We start from the raw sequence: 19,241 nt of genomic DNA, 5'->3' as shown, positions 1-19,241 counted from the left end.
GAAGAAAAAAAATATGAAGGCGATAGGAAAAACAAAAAGCCCTTCCTTAGCAAGGAAGAGCTGTAAATATTTGTTACTGAAAAGTAATTAAGCGATAGAAGCTATTTTCTTAGCCAGCTTGCTTTTCAGATTTGCTGCTTTGTTTTTGTGGATAACGTTACGTTTAGCCAGCTTGTCAATCATAGATGCCACATCGGATAATTCTTTCTCTGCTTGCGCTTTGTCGGTAATTGCCTTCAGGTCACGGATGGCATTACGGGTAGTTTTGCCGTAGTAACGGTTACGTTCATTACGCTTTTTGCTTTGACGTACGTCTTTTTTCGTTGCTTTATGATTTGCCATTTTTCAAATTTCAAGTTTCGGACGGCAAAGGTAAGGATATTCCAAATACCAAACAAACAAAAAACAAGTTTTCCGTCCGGGGTCAAAAGTAAGGCATTAAATGTTATTTACAATCAGTTGAAATCATATGATATTTTCTCATTTTTTCCATCCTCTGTATTGAAAAACGTGCGATATTTGCAATCCCATATATTAATATATCGGGACACCAACAGAAAAGTATTTGAACTGAAGATCAGCAAAACTCGTTGTAAATGAAGGACTTCTCATTTGTCACCAACTCACATCCTGCTTACATTGAATCGTTATACCAGGATTTCCTCAAAGATCCCAATTCTGTAGACCCTGATTGGGTGAAGTTTTTTGAAGGATTTGATTTTGCGGTTTCCAACGCAAATGCAAATGGTAAAGCGGCAGGTGCGGCTACGGCAGCAGGCGGCGGCTCAGTGCCGGTGAATGGTGATCAACAGGCCAAGGAATTGGGCGTGTACCGCCTGATCATGGCATACCGCAAAAAGGGCCATCTCATTGCCAAAACCAACCCTATCCGTGAAAGAAAAGACAGAAGGGCCAACCTCGATCTGGCCAGCTATGGACTGGGAGATGCTGATCTCAAAACCCGGTTCTACGCAGGTACCGCGATTGGTCTGAAAGATGCCACACTGGAGGAGATTGTAGCGCATCTGAAAAAGATTTACGCTGGTTCTGTTGGTATTCAGTATACCTATATCAATGACCGCGATAAGGCTAAATGGCTGGAGAAGGAGTTTGAAAAGCTCATGACCACGCCGCTTTCACTGGAACAGCGTCGTCGCGTGATGCAGAAACTGAACCAGGGCGTTATTTTCGAAAAATTCCTGCATACCAAATATATCGGTCAGAAACGTTTTGGCCTGGAAGGTGGGGAATCCACTATTCCGGCGCTGGACGCGATGATCAATACTGCCGCTGAATACGGCGTACAGGAGTCCGTAATCGGTATGGCACACCGTGGCCGTTTGAACGTACTGGCCAATATCCTGGGTAAAACCTATGAGCAGATCTTCAACGAGTTTGAAGGCCTGGCGGTTCCGGATATGACCATGGGCAGCGGTGACGTAAAATATCACCTCGGTTTCCGTTCCCAGATAACAACACCTGCCGGCAAGGCGGTTAACCTGCAGCTGATGCCTAACCCTTCCCACCTGGAAGTGGTAGATCCGATCGTGATCGGATTTTCCCGCAGTAAGGCAGACGTGATCTACGACAGCGACTATGATAAAATATTGCCTATCCTGATTCATGGCGACGCCGCTGTTGCCGGTCAGGGTATCGTATATGAAGTAGAACAGATGAGCAAACTGAAAGGTTACTACACGGGTGGTACCATTCACTTTGTGATCAACAACCAGATCGGTTTTACCACCGACTTTGACGACGCCCGCTCTTCTGACTACTGTACCAGCGTAGCCTCCATTGTACAGGCGCCGGTATTCCACGTAAATGGCGACGACACAGAAGCGGTGGTGAAAGTATCCCAGCTGGCTGCCCGTTATCGTCAGGAATTTAACGAGGACATCTACATCGACATGGTTTGTTACCGCAAACATGGCCACAATGAGGGAGATGAGCCTAAATTCACCCAGCCCAGCCTGTATGCGCTGATCGACAAACATCCGAATCCGCGTGAGGTATATACCCAGTACCTGCTCAACAACGGTGAATCCGATGCGCAGGCCCTGGCCAAAGAAATGGAAACTTCTTTCTGGGCTGATCTCCAGGCACGTTTTGATGAAGTAAAACAACATCCGCTGCCTTATTTCAACCAGAAACCCGAAGAATGGTGGCAGGCACTGCGTAAAGCAACCCGGGAAGATTTTGAAAGCTCTCCTGTTACTGCCATTAAAGAAGAAGAGTTCAAACGCCTGTTCGATGGCCTGATGAAATGGCCGGAGAATTTTGTTCCACTGCGTAAAGTGAGCAAACTGCTGCAGGACAAAATTAAATTGTACCAGGAAGAAGGTAAGGTAGACTGGGCCACCGGCGAACTGCTGGCTTATGCGAGCCTGCTGACGGAAGGTAAAGATGTGCGGATGAGCGGGGAAGACGTAAAACGCGGAACTTTCTCCCATCGTCATGCGGTACTGTTTGACGAAAACACCAACGAAACGTATAACCGTTTAAGTGAACTGTCCGATAAACAGGGCAAATTCAGAATATACAACTCCCTGCTGAGTGAATATGGTGTGCTGGGCTTTGAATATGGTTATGCCATGGCCAACCCTAACGCCCTGGTAGTTTGGGAAGCGCAGTATGGCGACTTCGTAAATGGCGCGCAAACCGTGATTGACCAGTATATCAGCAGTGCTGAGCAGAAATGGACGACCCAGAATGGCCTGGTGATGTTACTGCCTCATGGTTATGAAGGTGGTGGCCCGGACCACTCCAATGCCCGTCCGGAGCGTTTCCTGCAGACCTGTGCGGAAGAAAATATGGTTATCACCAATATTACCACGGCAGCTAACTTCTTCCATGCGCTGCGTCGTCAGCTGACCTGGCAGTTCCGCAAACCGTTGATCAACTTCTCACCGAAAGCCAATCTGCGTCATGTAGGTGCCTATTCCACGATGGAAGAGTTTACCCACGGCGGATTTAAGGAAGTGCTGGATGATCCGTTCATTACAGATGCTTCTGTGGTGAAAAAAGTATTACTCTGCACCGGTAAAATGTATTTTGACCTGAGCGATAAACAGGTGAAAGAGAACCGTAAAGATGTAGCCATTGTAAGGCTGGAACAGTTGTATCCGCTGCCGGTAGAGCAGCTGGAAGCGATTGAAGCCAAATACAAAGGCGCCACTTTCTTCTGGGTACAGGAAGAGCCGCTGAATATGGGCGCTGCCACTTACCTGCAGATGAACCTGAAGCAGATCAACTATGGTGTTATCAGCCGTAATCCAAGTGCATCTACTGCCACCGGTTATGCCAAAGTGCATGCCCGCGAGCAGCAGCAGATCATTGATACTGCTTTTAACATCTAACTAAAACAGCAAACAATAAACAGAAACGAGTGTTCAGCTGTTAGCCATTAGCGATGAAGATTGTCAGCAGCTAAACACTGGTTCACCATCAACTGATAAAATATGGTTATCGAAATCAAAGTCCCTACGGTAGGAGAATCTATTAGCGAGGTCACAATTGCAAAGTGGTTGAAAAAAGACGGAGATTATGTGCAGCAGGATGAAGTGTTGTGTGAAATGGAATCTGAGAAAGCCACTTTTGAACTGAATGCAGAAAAAGCAGGTATTCTGAAGATTGCAGCACAGGAAGGAGCCACGCTGAAGATTGGGGATGTGGCTTGTACCATTGATACTGCAGCAGCAGCGCCTGCACAGGAAGCAGCACCTGCGGCTCCGGCAGCACCCGCTACCGCTGCTCCGGCAGCACCCGCTACCGCTGCTCCGGCAACAGCTGAAGCGCCTGCGGCGCCGGCAGTCAACAAAGGGGTTATTGAAATGAAAGTACCTACAGTAGGGGAGTCTATCAGTGAAGTAACCCTGGTGAAGTGGACTAAAAAAGATGGTGAGTATGTGGAAAGGGACGAAGTGATTTGTGAACTGGAATCGGAAAAAGCCACTTTTGAACTGAATGCAGAAGAAGCGGGTGCACTGATCCTGGTAGCCAAAGAAGGAGATACTTTAAAAATAGGCGACGTAGCCTGCAAAATAGATACCGGCGTTGGCCGTCCGGCAGGTAAGGCTGCACCGGCTGCATCCGCACCGGCAGCACAGCCGGCTAAAGCTGCTGCACCACAGGCCCAACAGGCGCCGGTGACCAGCATCCCGAATGATATCCGCACTACACCGGTAGCAGCTGCCGTGATTGCCGATAAACAGGTGGACCCGTCTACCATCAAAGGTAGCGGTGTACATGGTAAAATCATGAAGGACGATGTATATGCCGCGTTGCAAAACCCGGGTGTAGCTATCGGACAGGAAATGTTCAGCCGCAACGAACGCCGCGAAAAAATGAGCAACCTGCGGAAAACAGTTTCCCGCCGCCTGGTAGAAGCTAAAAACACCACCGCTATGCTCACTACCTTCAACGAGGTAGATATGACCAACATCATGGCGCTGCGTGCGAAATACAAAGACATATTCAAAAAACAGCATGAGGTGAACCTGGGCTTTATGAGCTTCTTCACCAAAGCCTGCTGTTTCGCTTTACAGGAGTTCCCGTCCGTTAACGCTTACATCGATGGCGAAGAACTGGTATACCATGATTATTGTGATGTTTCCATCGCTGTATCTGCTCCGAAAGGCCTGGTAGTACCGGTGATCCGCAATGCAGAAAGCCTGGATATGGCCGGTATTGAAAAAGCAGTACTGGAACTGGCTACCAAAGCCCGTGAGAACAAACTGACCATTCCGGAAATGACCGGTGGTACCTTTACCATCACCAATGGCGGTGTATTCGGCTCCCTGATGAGCACACCGATCATCAACATTCCGCAATCCGCTATCCTGGGTATGCATAAAATCCAGGACCGCCCGATGGCAGTGAATGGCCAGGTAGTGATCCGTCCGATGATGTACATTGCGCTGAGCTATGACCACCGTATCATCGACGGCCGTGAGTCTGTAAGCTTCCTCGTAAGAGTGAAAGAAATGCTGGAAAATCCTGAACAGCTGCTGTTCGGTAAAGATCCGCTGAAAGCGCTGCTGAAACTCTAATGATCGTTTAAAAAACATACTGCGGGGCGAAGAGTAATCTTCGCCCCGTTTTTTTAGGATACCTTTGCATATGACCCGTTGGGAGAATTATGTAGCTTCCGCTACCAAGATTATCGGCGCCTACCAGGGCAGCCTGCCATTACATCATTTCCTGAAAACATTCTTCAAGGAACATCCCTATATGGGAAGCCGCGACCGTCGCTGGATTTCACAGCTGGTATATCACTACTACCGCCTGGGTGACTGGGGCCATGAACTGCCTGTAACAGAACGCCTGCTGGCCGGCACTTTCCTGTGTGAACATACTTCTACCGACCTGTTGAAAGCGCTCAAACCTGAATGGGATGAGCAGGCAGGATTATCCTTGTCCGATAAGGCAGCGTTACTGGAACTACCGGTAACGGCTACACGTATTTTCCCTTTGCTGGATGAATTGTCCCCCGCTATTGATGCAGAAGCCTTTGGGTTGTCGTTTTTGCAACAGCCGAAACTGTTTATCCGTGTACGCAACAACCGCATGGATAAGGTATTGCGCCTGCTGCAACAAGCGGCGGTAAGCTATGAAGTATTTGACAACAACGCCACCGTAGCGTTGCCCAACGGTACCAAAGTGGAAACACTGCTACCGGAGAAAAGCTGGTATGAAATACAGGATGCTTCCAGTCAACAGACGGGCGCCTTATTTCATCCCGCACCCCAGCAGCGCTGGTGGGATTGCTGCGCCGCCAGCGGTGGTAAATCCATTCTCCTGAAAGACCAGCAACCCGGCGTGCAACTCCTGGTGAGCGATGTTCGTCGCTCTATCCTGGAAAACCTGCAACAACGTTTTGCGGCAGCCGGTATAAAAAATTACGAAGCCCGCGTGGCAGATCTTACTGCGGACCGTTTCCCTGAAACGATGGGCCAGCAACGGTTCGATGGCATTATTCTCGATGCGCCCTGTAGCGGTTCCGGTACCTGGGGCCGTACACCCGAAAGCGTTAGTTTCTTTAAACGCGAAGAGATCAGCAAATATCAGCAGTTACAAAAACGTATAGCTCATAACGTTATCCCATTCCTGAAAAAAGGCGGTGCGCTGATTTATATTACCTGTTCCGTATTCCGGCAGGAGAATGAAGAGGTAGTGCAGTATATTGAAGAAAACAGCGACCTGCGGCAGCAGGAGGGAGGCGTGATTGCAGGGTATGGCAAGGGGGCGGATACGATGTTTGCGGTAAGGTTTTCGTAATCAATAGTTTGTATTTTGACAATAGAAATTTTGTTAAATTATTTGACAATAGAAATTTTGTTAAGTAACTTAACAAAAAATCCATTGTCATGAAAAACCTCGTAGGTATCCCCGCCCGTCACGATAACTTTTACCAGCGTCAGCGTGAAGTAGACCTGGTAGACCGTACATTAATGAGCGGGAATAATATTCAGATAGCCGCACCCCGAAGGGTGGGTAAGACCTCCTTACTTTGTTATCTCCTGGATAACAAGATCTCTGGCAGACATTATGTGTATATTGATACAGAGAGTATAACTGAGGCACATGAATTCTATAAAAAGATGTTGGAGGCGATCGTCAGATCACCGGTTATCTCTTCTGCTGTGAAATTCGCAGCCGGCCTAAAGGACAAAAGTGACCGCTTCTTCAATAAAATTAAGAGCATTTCGATACTGAACAATGCGTTAGAGTTCAACAATAATCTGACTCCAAGAGATTACCATGCAGAATTTTATCATTTTTTGCTGGCCTATGCAGTAACAGAAGAGACCAGTCTGGTATTACTGATAGATGAATTTCCTCAAACCATTCAGAACATAGGTAGTATCAATCCTGCTGCTGCTGTAACTTTTCTGCAGCAAAACCGGGAAATCAGGTTAGATCCGGTTGTATCGTTGAAGGTACGTTTTGTTTATACTGGTTCTATCGGGCTGAATCAGACAGTGGCGGCCCTGAATGCCACTGCCACCATTAATGATTTGGCTTCGCTGGAAGTGAAGCCACTTACTGAGGAAGAGGCGTTGGATTTGTTTCATTTACTGCTGAGCCAGGAGAACAGAACAGTGGATGCCGATGGGGATATTGCGTTCAAAGAAATGGTACGCTGGTTTATTCCGTTCCACATTCAATTGGTTGTACAGGAAGCAGCATTAATCAGTAGTCCGGGAGCTGTCATCACCCGGCTGGAGATTACCCAGGCGATAAAAGGAGTGTTAAGCCAAAAGCACAAAAATCACTTTGCCCATTATTATTCCCGGTTAAAAGTACATTTTAGAAATGGTGCTTTTCTTTATGCCGATGAGTTCTTGAAGCTACTAGCCTCAAGGAAGCGATTAGATAAGACAGCTGCAGCAACATTGGCCACTACTTGCGGGATAACCGACTTCCGGCAGATTATCGAAAATCTGATGTACGATGGCTATATTGAATTTGATGATACTTCGCAAAATTATCTGTTTAATTCTCCCATCCTTATGAGATGGTGGGAGGATCATATATGTTAACTTATGAGCATCTTCTTATATAACCCTGACAAAAAGGACAAAACTGCGTTTCTGGATGAATTTGTTGTCCGCACCCGAATATTTGATCATCTGTTTTGGGAGATCAGCACGGATAAAATGATTGTGCCGGAACAGCATTATATGATTGTGGGCCAGCGGGGAGCGGGTAAGACCAGCATGTTGCTGCGCCTGAAATATGCTGTGGAAGATGATCAGGTACTATCCAAACGGGTAATCCCGGTCATGTTTGGCGACGAGCAGTATAGTATTGGGGAGTTGGGAAATCTCTGGGAGCGTATTGCAGCATATCTCGAGGAAAATCACGGATTTGAAGGCATTATGGGGGAGATTGAACCACATATCCATGAACGGGATTATGAGGAAGCTACTTTCAACATATTGATCAAGTATCTGGACCAGCGGAAACAGGATAGGATCATGCTATTGATTGATAATATTGGCCGGTTATTCGATAAGTTTGAAATAAATGAAATCCGGCGTTTACGGCAAGTATTGCAGACATGGCCACATATTCGGCTGGTGGCCGCTTCGCCGGTTATTGTGCATTATATCGTTGACTATGATCAGCCTTTGCATGAATTTTTTAAGATTATACGGCTGAATAGTCTGACTGATGAAGAGGCTATGACGTTGATTCGAAAGTTGGCTTCGATTCATCATGAGGAGAAAAAAATAGAGCAGATTCTTACCACTTCTCCGGAAAGGGTAACGACGCTGAATACTTTATCAGATGGGATACCTCGTGCCATCGTTTTACTATTCAGGGAGTTTTTGGATAATGAGCATGGCGATGTGCTGAGTGATCTGGAAAGGGTTCTGGATGCGGTGACTCCATTATACAAACATACAATGGATAAATTGCCGCCGCAACAACAGAAAATCATTGATGCGATGGCTCTGCATTGGGAACCAATGGAGGTAAAGGACCTGACGAAGACTGTTCGGCTGGAAAGTAAAGTCATATCTGCTCAATTACGGCAATTAGAGAAAAGTCAGCTGGTGTTGAGGAGCAGGACTAAAACCAAAAATCACCTTTACCAGTTAGAGGAACGTTTCTTTAATATCTGGTACGTGATGCGTTATGGAAAGAGCATACATAGGGATAAAGTGATATGGCTGATGAAATTTTTGGTGGCATGGGTAGATAAAGAAGGGCTGGCGGAAAGTGTTAGAGAGGATGTGAAGGAAGAAAAGCGCGGCAAATTGAATGATGGTACTTTCAAAATTTATGAATTGACTTATTCTTTTTTTGAGCGTATAAAAATTGAAACAGGACCACTGGTTGAAGAAAATGGATCCGCCTATTTCTCTTCAGGCATGAAGGTTAACGATCAGGATTTGTTGAACGCATTTGAGAAAGAAGCGGAAAAAGGAAATCTCAGAAAAGCAATAAAAACCATAATCGATGTTGACTTTGAAAAGCCTGAAAACCGGGATAGGATGTTAAAGTATCTGCTCGAAAATGATTCCCGGTTATTGGTGCTTGCAGATCAGCTCAATAATGCTCCATCTCACAAAGGTGTGCGTTCCTCTTATTTTTACAGAGCGGTTGCTTTTACGCTTGCCTATTTTTCTGTGAAACGTGCTGTTATTCAACATGCGGAGAAAGATGCCACAAGGATCATGAGTAATCTGCTGGCATTCATAGACAGTAACTATCAGGAAAAAGGTATTTCTCCACGTGAACAAGCTATGCTTCTTATGTTAATGACATTCTTATTTTCTGCGGAATATCATAATGCTATCTGGAAAGTGCTATTATATTTTGACGATAAGAAAATGCCTTTGGTATTTAATCTTGTCAGATATTATTTGGCAACTAACATGAATGAGGAGGTAGCTGCTTCCAGACTTTCAACTCAATTATTATCTGTTCTCAGCCCGGAACATATGAACCGGTTCATAACTGGTATACAGGAGATGAAATCGATATTAAAAGAATAATTATTACTCCCTCACCAACGCCCACATATTAATATCAAACAACCGTCCTTCCCATTCCATCCATTTCTTCAGTGTGCCTTCCTGGCGAAAGCCATTTTTCTGCAACACTCTTTCGGAGGATGTATTCTCCGGCATCACCTCCGCTTCGATGCGGCTGAGTTCCAGTTGGCGAAAGCCATAACGTACCATTTCGAGGATGGCTTCGGTCATGTAGCCCTGGCCCCAGTAGGGGTGTGCGAGGGCGTAAACGAGGACGCCGCGGTGGAGTTGCGGAAAACTATTGAAGCCGATGGTGCCGATGAGTTTTGATTGTCCGCGGAGGGTGATGCCCCAACGGATGCCCAGCTGGTCTTTAAAGCGATGATAGAAGTAGGAGATCACTCTTTCGGCGTCCATTTCCGTTTTAAGGGGCATGATGTGGTAATACCGGGTTACCCGTGGATCGCTGAAAAGGTGGAGCAGGCCGGCGGCGTGCCAGGGCTGTAGTTCTACGAGGTCCAGGCGTTCGGTTTGCAGTAGTGGAAATATGTTGGGTAACGGATGCATGGCAATGTGTTGCTTATCTATCTAAAATACAAAAAAAGGACGGGATAGGTTCCCGTCCTTTGTATATGATCGTGTATGAAAGTTATTGGTGCAGGGAGATGGGACCGCGTTGGATAATACCACCGCCGATCACATCGTCGCCTTCGTAGAAAACGGCTGACTGGCCGGGGGCGATACCTTTCACGTGTTCGAAGAAGTTGACTTTCACTTTACCATCTTCGTTGTGCAGGGTGCTCAGGGCGCCGGGGTCTTTGTAGCGGATTTTGGTGATCGCTTCCATGCCTTCCGGGATGGTTTCGTATTTACCCATATTGAGACCGCTGACAAACATTTCGTTTTTCTGCAGTTCATCTTCATTACCCAGTACGATGGTATTGGTTTCCGGGATGATTTCGGTGACAAATACCGGGCGTCCGAGGGCGATATCGAGGCCTTTGCGCTGACCGATGGTATAGAAAGGATAACCTTTGTGTTTACCCACGATAGTGCCGTCGGCCAGCACGAAGTTGCCGCCGTTGACTCTTTCTTCCAGGCCTTCTACTTTCCGTTTCAGGAATCCGCGGTAATCGTTGTCGGGCACGAAGCAGATTTCATAGCTTTCTGCTTTTTTAGCCAGTTCGGGGTAGCCGAAGTCGAAGGCCATCTGCCTGATTTCCGTTTTCCGGTATTTTCCCAGGGGGAGAATGGTGCGGGCCAGTACATCCTGTTGGATGCCCCACAATACGTAGCTCTGATCTTTTGTTTCGTCGATACCTTTGCTGATTACCATGCGGCCGTTATCGTGACGACGGATTTGACCGTAGTGTCCGGTTGCAATAAAGTCGCAATCCATGGCATCGGCCCGTTTCATAAGGGCGCGCCATTTGATGTGGGTATTGCACAGCACGCACGGATTGGGGGTGCGTCCTGCAATATATTCGTCTACGAAGTTGTTGATGACAAAGTCCCCGAATTCATCCCGGATATCCAGCACGAAGTGCGGAAATCCGTGATGCACCGCGGCAGCGCGGGCATCATTGAAAGAATCGAGGTTACAGCAGCCGGTTTCCTTTTTACTGGAACCGGCAGAAGCATAATCCCAGGTTTTCATGGTGATACCCACCACTTCATAGCCCTGTTCATGCAACATCAGCGCTGTAACGGTACTATCGATACCGCCGCTCATGGCCACCAGCACTTTACCATGCTTGCTCATTTCTTTAAGTTTAAGGACGCAAATTTACGGTTTTTCCGGGCAACCGCCTATTGATAGTATAAATGGCAGTATTGAGCCTGATTATGGGGCTTGTAGCATTTTATCAAGTTTTAGCTAATATTTCTCCACACACTACAATTTGTAACAGCAAGATTATATATTTATTGGATTAAGTATCTATTTAGCCTAATTTAGACGAGATGCTACACACGTTAAGTAAAAATTATATATTAAATCAGACAAATTCCGGCGTTGATGAAAAATCCTTTCATTTTCCGGAGAAGATATTGCAGTTTGGCACCGGCGTACTGTTGCGCGGATTGGTAGATTACCTGGTAGACCAGGGCAACCGCAGCGGCTGTTACGAAGGTCGTATTGTAGTGGTAAAATCCACCGATGGCGATACCAGCGAATTTTCCAGTCAGGATAACCTGTATACCACGCATATCAAAGGGATAGCGCAGGGGGAACTGGTTGACCAGGTACTGATCAATTCTTCTATTAGCCGGGTTTTGCAATCGAATGCAGATTGGGGAGAAGTACTGGCGGCGGTCCGCCAACCGGCCTTGCAGACTATTATTTCCAACACCACGGAAGTAGGGATACAGTATGTACCGGAGAAAATCGGGGATACCGCCCCGGCATCCTTCCCCGGGAAACTGCTGGCAGTACTGAAAGAGCGGTACGAATACTTCCGCGGCAGCAACAATACCGGTTTTGTGATCGTACCTACCGAACTGGTGGTGGACAACGGACGTTTATTGAAAGAGATCGTATTAAAGCTGGCGGCGTTCAACGACATGCCGGCTGCTTTTGTGCAATGGATTGAAAAAGAGAATTATTTCTGTAATTCCCTGGTAGACCGGATTGTACCGGGTAAACCCCGTAACCTGGCAGAACAGGAGGAAAAAGCCGGTTATACCGATAAATTGTGGATTGAAGTAGAGCCTTTCCTGTTATGGGCTATTGAGGGAAATGAACACGTACGGTCTGTGCTGGGCTTTCATCAGGCTGATGAACGGATGCTGATAGCCCCGAGCATCGTGCCTTTCCGCGAACAAAAACTGCGGTTGCTGAATGGTAGTCATACTGCGGCAGTACCACTGGCCTATCTCTCAGGGCTGAATACCGTATATGAATGTATGGAGGATGACTACATGCGCCACTTTTTTGAAGAAGTGATCCTCCGCGAGATACTGCCTACCATTGAAAAAACCTGTCCGCAGGCAGGCAGCTTTGCACAGGATGTCATCGACCGTTTTGCCAATCCGTTTATTGCGCATAAGCTGATCAGCATCACCTTCCAGGAAAGCTCGAAGATGAATGCCCGTAACGTGCGTACGCTCACCCGTTATTTTGATCAGTTTAAAGCGGTTCCGGAGCATATGTGCCTTGGTTTTGCCGCTATGCTGCTGTTCCTGAAACCTACCCGTACGGACGACGGCAAATACTTCGGTATGCGCGATGGAGAGGAATACCAGATCACCGATGATAACATCGCCATTTTTGCCGCGCATTGGGAAACTTATGCTTCGCCGCTGCAACTGGTGGAAAGCGTATGCGCCGATGACAGGCTCTGGGAATCTGACCTGGCTACCATTCCGCAGTTTGCTGAAACCGTGGCGGGTTACCTGGAAGCGCTGATGACCAATGGTGTGAAAAAATTTATGCAACTCCAGCAACAAAAAAATTAATCATTAATATATGAAGGGATTTCTGACGGAAGATTTTTTACTGCAAACAGAAACGGCTAAACGATTATATTTTGATTACGCACAATCGATGCCGGTGTTGGACTATCACAACCACCTGCCGCCGGACGAGGTTGCGCAGAATAAGGTCTTTAAAAACCTGACCGATATCTGGCTGCGGGGAGATCACTACAAGTGGCGCGCCATGCGGGCCAACGGCATAGCGGAAACCTATATTACCGGCAGCGCCGACGACTTCACCAAATTCCGTCACTGGGCCGCTACCACGCCTTATACCATGCGCAACCCGTTGTACCACTGGTCGCACATGGAGCTGAAAAATCCTTTCGGCATCACTGATTTGCTGAGCGAGGCTACCGCCGAAAAAATATGGGAGGCCGCGAATGACAAGCTGCCGCAGCTCTCTACCCAACAGTTACTACAGCATTTTAAAGTAGAAGTCATATGCACCACCGATGATCCTACCGATTCATTGGAGCATCATAAAGCAGTGGCCACGCAACCTTTTGGCACCCGTATGTTGCCTACCTTCCGGCCAGACAAGGCCATGGCGGTAGACACGCCGGCGGTATTCAATGCCTTCGTGGATAAACTCGCCATAGTGACCAACCGTGAGATCCGTTCCTACCAGGACCTGCTGGAGGCGCTGAAGGAGCGGCATACCTATTTTCATGAAGCCGGTGGCCGGTTGAGTGATCATGGCATTACCACCTTCAGTTTTGCCGCCTATACCCAATCCGAGCTGGATAAGATTTTCCTCAATGCCCGTAATCATGAAACGGCCACGCCTTATGAGAGCGAGCAGTTTAAAACCGCGGTGTTGCTGCAGATCTGCGAGTGGAATCACGAGCGTGGCTGGGCGCAGCAATTCCATGCCGGCGCTATCCGTAACAATAACTCCCGTTTGTTGCAAATGCTGGGCGCCGATGCCGGTGTAGACTCTATCGGGGACTGGAACATGGCTTCCGCCATGAGCGCTTTCTTCGACGCACTGGATAAGAAAAGCAAGCTGGCCAAAACCATCATCTATAACCTCAATCCCGCCTGGAATGAGGTGTTTGCCACCATGGCCGGCAACTTCCAGGATGGTACCGTTCCCGGCAAGATCCAGTTTGGTTCCGGCTGGTGGTTCCTGGACCAGAAAGACGGGATGGAGAAACAAATCAATACCCTGAGCAATATGGGGCTGCTGAGCCGTTTTGTAGGTATGCTGACAGACTCCCGGAGTTTTCTATCTTTTCCCCGCCATGAATATTTTCGTCGTATTTTGTGCAATCTCATTGGGCGTGATGTGGAAAACGGTGAGCTGCCCAACGACATTCCATGGTTAGGGAAGATGGTCCAGGATATTTGTTACTACAACGCAAAAGCATATTTTGATTTTTAAATGAAAGCTGTAAAAGTTATCACTTTCGGGGAACTATTGTTGCGCCTGTCTCCCGACCTGGCCAGCAATAGTTCCGCTATTTTTGTAGGAGGCGCCGAAGCCAACGTAGCGGCGGCCCTGGCCTGCTGGGGTACGCCGGTGGCCTATATCAGTAAAACACCGGAAAACGGTTTTTCCCGGGATGTGCTCCGGCAGTTGAGCGACCGGGGCATTGCCACCGACAGAATGTTGTGGGGTGGTGACCGTATCGGTATTTACTACCTGGCGCAGGGGAGTGACCTGAAGCATGCGGAGGTAGTATACGACCGTAAATATTCTTCTTTTAGCCAGATAGTACCGGGAACCGTTAACTGGGACGAGCTGCTGGGTGATGCCGAGTGGTTTCATTGGAGCGCTATCAGTCCCGCGCTGAACCCCGATGCTGCCATTATCTGCCAAGAAGTGCTGGAAGCCGCTACCCGCAAAGGAATGACTATTTCCACCGATCTTAACTATCGCAGTAAATTATGGCAGTACGGCAAACAACCGCATGAAGTGATGCCTGGGTTGGCCGCTTATTGCGATGTGATCATGGGGAATATCTGGGCAGCGCATACCATGCTGGATACCACGCTGGACAATACGGCCCTGGAAGCGGATACCAAAACTGTATACCTGGAGCAGGCGCTGAAAGTAGCCGAAGAGATAACGGCAAGGCATAAACGTTGTAAGCGCGTTGCCTTTACGTTCCGGTTCAGTAAGGATACTACGCATGCGCAATATTATACGTTCTACTATCATAACGGGCAGGTCAGTATTTCAAAGGAATACGAAACCCATGCCGTTGTGGACCGTGTAGGTAGCGGCGATTGTTTTATGGCGGGGCTTATCCATGCACAGCTGCAGGGCAGGGATGATCAGGGGATTATCTCGTATGCCGCTGCTGCCGCTTATTCCAAGTTTTTTGTGAAAGGAGATTTTAACACCACCTCTTACGAGGATATTATAAAATTGATCTAATGAAGGCACCACACCCGGATACAATAATAGCTGCATTTGAGCAGAGCGGTATTATTCCTGTGTTTTACCATGATGATGCAACCGTATGTTGTGAAGTATTGCAAGCCTGTTATGATGGCGGACTGCGTGTATTTGAGTTTACCAGCAGGGGAGCGCAGGCGCAGCCGAATTTCGCTAAGATGCTGGAGTTGAAGCGGGCCAAGATGCCTGATTTATACCTGGGTATCGGCACTATCAAAGACGCCGCTACCGCCGCCGCCTATACGCAGTTGGGCGCTGACTTCATCGTATGCCCGGTTACCGATCCTGAAACCGGCGCCTATTGCCGTTCACAGCAGATCTTGTGGATACCGGGTTGTATGACGCCTACGGAAATCGCCATCGCAGAAAAAAATGAAGCGAAGCTGGTGAAACTGTTTCCCGGCAATGTACTCGGTCCTGGTTATGTGAAAGCGATTAAGCCGTTGTTCCCGAATTTGAAATTTATGCCTACCGGTGGTGTAGAGCCTACCCGCGTAAGTATGGATGCCTGGTTTGATGCCGGTGTTGTTTGTGTGGGTATGGGCAGCAATTTGCTTTCCAAATCCCTGATCGATAGCCGTGACTGGGCATCGCTGAAAGAGAAAATTCTGCAAACGTTTGCATTTCTCGGCAGTAAGCCGTAAATTAAAGCCAACTATTAAAATACCAAATCAGCCGTAATGAATTCCACAACTTTAGGTAACTATCGCTGGCGTGTATGCGCCCTTCTCTTTGTAGCGACCACGATTAACTATATTGACAGGCAGGTGCTGGGTTTGCTGAAAGGAGATCTTTCCAGCGAATTCCACTGGACGGAGCAGGACTATAGTAACCTGGTCATGATTTTTTCTGCGGCCTATTCTATCGGTTTATTGTTTTTTGGGCGCCTGGTAGACAAAATGGGTTCCAAAAACGGCTACAGCATTTCTATTATCGTATGGAGTCTTTCTGCCATGGCGCATTCCCTGGTACGTTCCACGCTGGGTTTTGGCGTAGTACGTTCTATTCTGGGGGTGAGTGAAGCGGGTAACTTTCCGGCAGCGATTAAAGCTACCGCTGAATGGTTTCCCAAAAAAGAAAGGGCATTGGCTACCGGCATTTTCAACAGCGGTTCCAATATCGCCGCAGTGGTGGGTCCGGTGATGGTATATTGGCTGGCCCGCAACCATGGCTGGCGTCACGCCTTCTTCTGGACGGGCGCCATTGGTTTTGTGTGGCTGGTATTGTGGTGGATTTATTATGAAATACCTGCCCGTCAGAAGAGGCTGGGTAAAGCAGAATACGACCATATTCACTCCGACCAGGAAGTGGAAGAAGCGGCGCCTCAACCGGTAAAATGGGGAAGACTGCTGGGTATCAGACAAACCTGGGCATTTGTATTTGGCAAATTGCTCACCGACCCGGTATGGTGGTTTTTCCTTTTCTGGTTACCCGGCTACCTGGAATCTATTTTCCATGTAGACCTGAAAGCCAACCTGGGTTTACCTATCATCATTATTTATTCCGTTACCAGCTTTGGCAGTATCGGTGGCGGGTGGTTATCTTCCCACCTGATCAAAAGCGGCTGGCCTATTTTTAAAGCGCGTAAAGTATCTATGCTGATCTTTGCCCTATGCGTAGCGCCTATTGTACTGATACAATATATCAACAACCTGTGGCTGGCCATTGCATTGATCAGTCTCGCTACTGCAGCACACCAGGCCTGGTCTGCCACCATCTTTACCACCGCCTCTGATATGTTCCCTAAACGGGCTGTTAGCTCTGTAGTAGGTATTGGCGGTATGGCAGGTTCTATCGGCGGTACGTTATTCCCTATTGTCATTGGTTCCATGCTGGAGCATTACAAACTGTTGGGCAATATCGGTATCGGGTATAATATCCTTTTTGTGATGTGTGGCGTGGCGTATTTGCTGGCCTGGACCGTGATGCATTTCTTTGCACCGAAGATGGAACAAGTGAAACTGTGATTTTGCTGATTAGCGAAGATGGGTGCGGAGATTGAAAATATTTTAATAACGTTTTTACACAACTAACAAACAGAAAAGAGAAGGCCGGCTGAATATTCAGCCGGCCTTTCTATTACGATATGCTCAGAAATAAGTGAATAAATAATGTTGGTCTTCACCTCAGCTCCGGGGGCTATAGTGACACCCCTCTTTTCCACGGAATAAAGTCATCCTGGTTCAGTTGTTCTGCTTTGGTATGTACCTCACCGCTGGCTGCTTTGATCACGTAATCGAGGATCTGTTCGCCCATTTCAGCGATGCTGTGTTCGCCGCTGATGATAGTACCGGTATTGATATCGATGATATCTTTCATGCGGGTAGCGAGGCGGGTGTTGGTAGCCAGTTTCACTACCGGAGCGATCGGGTTGCCGGTAGGGGTGCCGAGGCCGGTGGTGAAAAGTACGATATTGGCGCCGGAGCCTACTTCCGCGGAAGTGGATTCTACGTCGTTACCAGGTGTGCACAGCAGGTTGAGCCCTGGTTTGGTAACGTATTCCGTATAGTCGAGTACGTCAGTGACCGGGGAAGTACCGCCTTTTTTGGCAGCGCCGGCAGATTTAATCGCATCGGTAATGAGGCCGTCTTTGATATTGCCGGGAGAAGGATTCATATAAAAGCCGGAACCTACAGACTCTGCCTGGTTGGCGTAGGCCCGCATGATGCGGATAAATTTATCGGAAGTTTCTTCGGTTACACAGCGGTTGATCAGTTCCTGTTCCACGCCGCACAGTTCGGGGAATTCGGAGAGGATGGAAGTACCGCCCAGTGCCACTAGCAGGTCGGAGGTATGTCCTACTGCCGGGTTGGCTGAGATACCGGAGAAACCGTCGGAGCCGCCGCATTCCAGTCCGATTACCAGTTTAGACAACGGGCTGGGCTGGCGCACTTGTTTATTGGCTTCTATCAGCGCCAGGAAAGTGTCTTTGATGGCGGCAGACAGCATGGCGAATTCGGAAGCGCTTTTCTGTTGTTCGTATATCAGTACGGGTTTGTTGAACTGCGGGTTCAGCTTTTTCAGGGCTTCCTGGAGGATAGATACCTGTGCGTGCTGGCAACCGAGGCTGAGGATGGTAGCTCCCGCCACGTTGGAGTGGTGGATGTAGCCGGCCAGGAGGGCGCAGAGTGCGTCGGAATCCTGACGGGTACCACCGCATCCGCCTTCGTGGGTGAGAAACTTGATACCATCTATATTCGGGAAAATGGTATTGCGTTTAGCCGTTTCCGTTACATTGCCTGCTTCATATTGCCGGATGGCTTCGATGTTACCGCTTTTATACAGCGATACCAGGTCCTGCACCTGTTCGTTATAAACCTCTGCCGGTGCGAATCCCAGTCCTTTTTCAAAAGCGGTTTTGATCACGCCTACGTTTCTGTTTTCACAGAAAACCAATGGAATAACGAGCCAGTAGTTACGGGTACCTACCTGTCCGTCTGCGCGCTGATAGCCCATAAAAGTGGCGTCTTTCCATTTGCTCACGTCGGGTGCTTCCCATTGCATGGCGCCGTCTTTTTCATGGAAGGCATTGGCATCGTGTACCACATTTTCCGTGGTGATGCTTTCTCCTTTTTTCAGCGGACGGGTGGACTTCCCAACCAGCACGCCATACATGGTGATAGGTGCGTTGCCGTCGATATCGTTGATCAGGAATTTATGTTTCGCAGAAATATTTTGCAGGAGCTGTATGTCTTGACCGTTAAATGAAATATTGGTACCGGCGGAGATATCTTGAAGGGCCACCAGCACATTATCATTCGGATGAATTTGTAAGTAAGTGTTCATAAAAGCTAAAGTAGTAAATAACGTTACCGGCTGTTAATACTATAATGTTAATCCTTGATAACATTTTGACTATTTGCCTGATACGC

At 47.9% G+C, this 19,241-nt stretch carries 14 protein-coding genes; 10 read left to right on the top strand and 4 right to left on the bottom strand.

Going from position 1 to position 19,241, the window contains the following annotated elements; translation table 11 throughout:
• Window positions 1–87: 87 nt before the first annotated feature.
• On the bottom strand, window positions 88–342 hold the full coding sequence (rpsT, locus tag ICL07_RS09760; protein WP_188087722.1) for a 30S ribosomal protein S20: 255 nt from the start codon (window positions 340–342) through the stop codon (window positions 88–90).
• Window positions 343–596: 254 nt separating this feature from the next.
• Between rpsT and ICL07_RS09755 the strand changes: the two genes are divergently transcribed.
• The 5 genes from ICL07_RS09755 (at window position 597) to ICL07_RS09735 (ending at window position 9,509) form a co-directional block, all read left to right on the top strand.
• Window positions 597–3,359, top strand: coding sequence for a 2-oxoglutarate dehydrogenase E1 component (locus tag ICL07_RS09755; RefSeq protein WP_188087721.1), 2,763 nt, complete (start codon window positions 597–599; stop codon window positions 3,357–3,359).
• A gap of 102 nt (window positions 3,360–3,461) precedes the next feature.
• Window positions 3,462–5,051 (top strand): 2-oxoglutarate dehydrogenase complex dihydrolipoyllysine-residue succinyltransferase, encoded by a 1,590-nt coding sequence (gene odhB, locus ICL07_RS09750; RefSeq protein WP_188087720.1) that lies wholly within the window; start codon window positions 3,462–3,464, stop codon window positions 5,049–5,051.
• Window positions 5,052–5,121: 70 nt separating this feature from the next.
• On the top strand, window positions 5,122–6,279 hold the full coding sequence (locus tag ICL07_RS09745) for an RsmB/NOP family class I SAM-dependent RNA methyltransferase (protein WP_188087719.1): 1,158 nt from the start codon (window positions 5,122–5,124) through the stop codon (window positions 6,277–6,279).
• Between the two features lie 89 nt (window positions 6,280–6,368).
• On the top strand, window positions 6,369–7,544 hold the full coding sequence (locus ICL07_RS09740; protein ID WP_188087718.1) for an ATP-binding protein: 1,176 nt from the start codon (window positions 6,369–6,371) through the stop codon (window positions 7,542–7,544).
• A gap of 3 nt (window positions 7,545–7,547) precedes the next feature.
• Window positions 7,548–9,509, top strand: a complete 1,962-nt coding sequence (locus tag ICL07_RS09735) for an NACHT domain-containing protein (RefSeq protein WP_188087717.1) — start codon at window positions 7,548–7,550, stop codon at window positions 9,507–9,509.
• Between the two features lie 3 nt (window positions 9,510–9,512).
• Here ICL07_RS09735 and ICL07_RS09730 read toward each other — a convergent pair whose 3' ends face one another.
• Window positions 9,513–10,055: a GNAT family N-acetyltransferase gene (locus ICL07_RS09730; RefSeq protein ID WP_188087716.1), complete on the bottom strand. Its 543-nt coding sequence runs from the start codon at window positions 10,053–10,055 to the stop codon at window positions 9,513–9,515.
• An 82-nt stretch (window positions 10,056–10,137) separates the two neighbouring features.
• Window positions 10,138–11,250: a tRNA 2-thiouridine(34) synthase MnmA gene (mnmA, locus tag ICL07_RS09725; RefSeq protein WP_188087715.1), complete on the bottom strand. Its 1,113-nt coding sequence runs from the start codon at window positions 11,248–11,250 to the stop codon at window positions 10,138–10,140.
• 200 nt (window positions 11,251–11,450) lie between these two features.
• Here mnmA and ICL07_RS09720 point away from each other — a divergent pair, with 200 nt between their 5' ends.
• The 5 genes from ICL07_RS09720 to ICL07_RS09700 are packed head-to-tail and all read left to right on the top strand — an operon-like array spanning window position 11,451 to window position 17,336.
• Window positions 11,451–12,944: a tagaturonate reductase gene (locus ICL07_RS09720; RefSeq protein ID WP_188087714.1), complete on the top strand. Its 1,494-nt coding sequence runs from the start codon at window positions 11,451–11,453 to the stop codon at window positions 12,942–12,944.
• A 10-nt stretch (window positions 12,945–12,954) separates the two neighbouring features.
• The gene (gene uxaC, locus ICL07_RS09715; RefSeq protein ID WP_188087713.1) at window positions 12,955–14,349 is read left to right on the top strand and encodes a glucuronate isomerase; all 1,395 of its coding nucleotides are present in this window, start codon (window positions 12,955–12,957) and stop codon (window positions 14,347–14,349) included.
• Window positions 14,350–15,348, top strand: coding sequence for a sugar kinase (locus tag ICL07_RS09710; RefSeq protein ID WP_188087712.1), 999 nt, complete (start codon window positions 14,350–14,352; stop codon window positions 15,346–15,348).
• Entirely contained in the window at window positions 15,348–16,013 is a 666-nt protein-coding gene (locus ICL07_RS09705) for a beta/alpha barrel domain-containing protein (RefSeq protein WP_188087711.1), read from the top strand. Before ICL07_RS09710 ends, ICL07_RS09705 begins: the two co-directional genes overlap by 1 nt.
• A gap of 36 nt (window positions 16,014–16,049) precedes the next feature.
• Window positions 16,050–17,336, top strand: coding sequence for an MFS transporter (locus ICL07_RS09700; protein WP_188087710.1), 1,287 nt, complete (start codon window positions 16,050–16,052; stop codon window positions 17,334–17,336).
• A gap of 172 nt (window positions 17,337–17,508) precedes the next feature.
• On the opposite strand, the gene ICL07_RS09695 is transcribed toward ICL07_RS09700, so the two are convergent.
• A complete protein-coding gene (locus ICL07_RS09695) occupies window positions 17,509–19,155 on the bottom strand; it encodes a UxaA family hydrolase (protein ID WP_188087709.1) in 1,647 nt (548 codons plus the stop codon).
• Window positions 19,156–19,241: the final 86 nt, after the last annotated feature.

The sequence above is a fragment of the Chitinophaga qingshengii genome, assembly GCF_014529935.1.
GTDB classification, from domain to species: Bacteria; Bacteroidota; Bacteroidia; order Chitinophagales; family Chitinophagaceae; genus Chitinophaga; species Chitinophaga qingshengii.
This window is presented reverse-complemented; position numbering and strand designations above follow the sequence as displayed.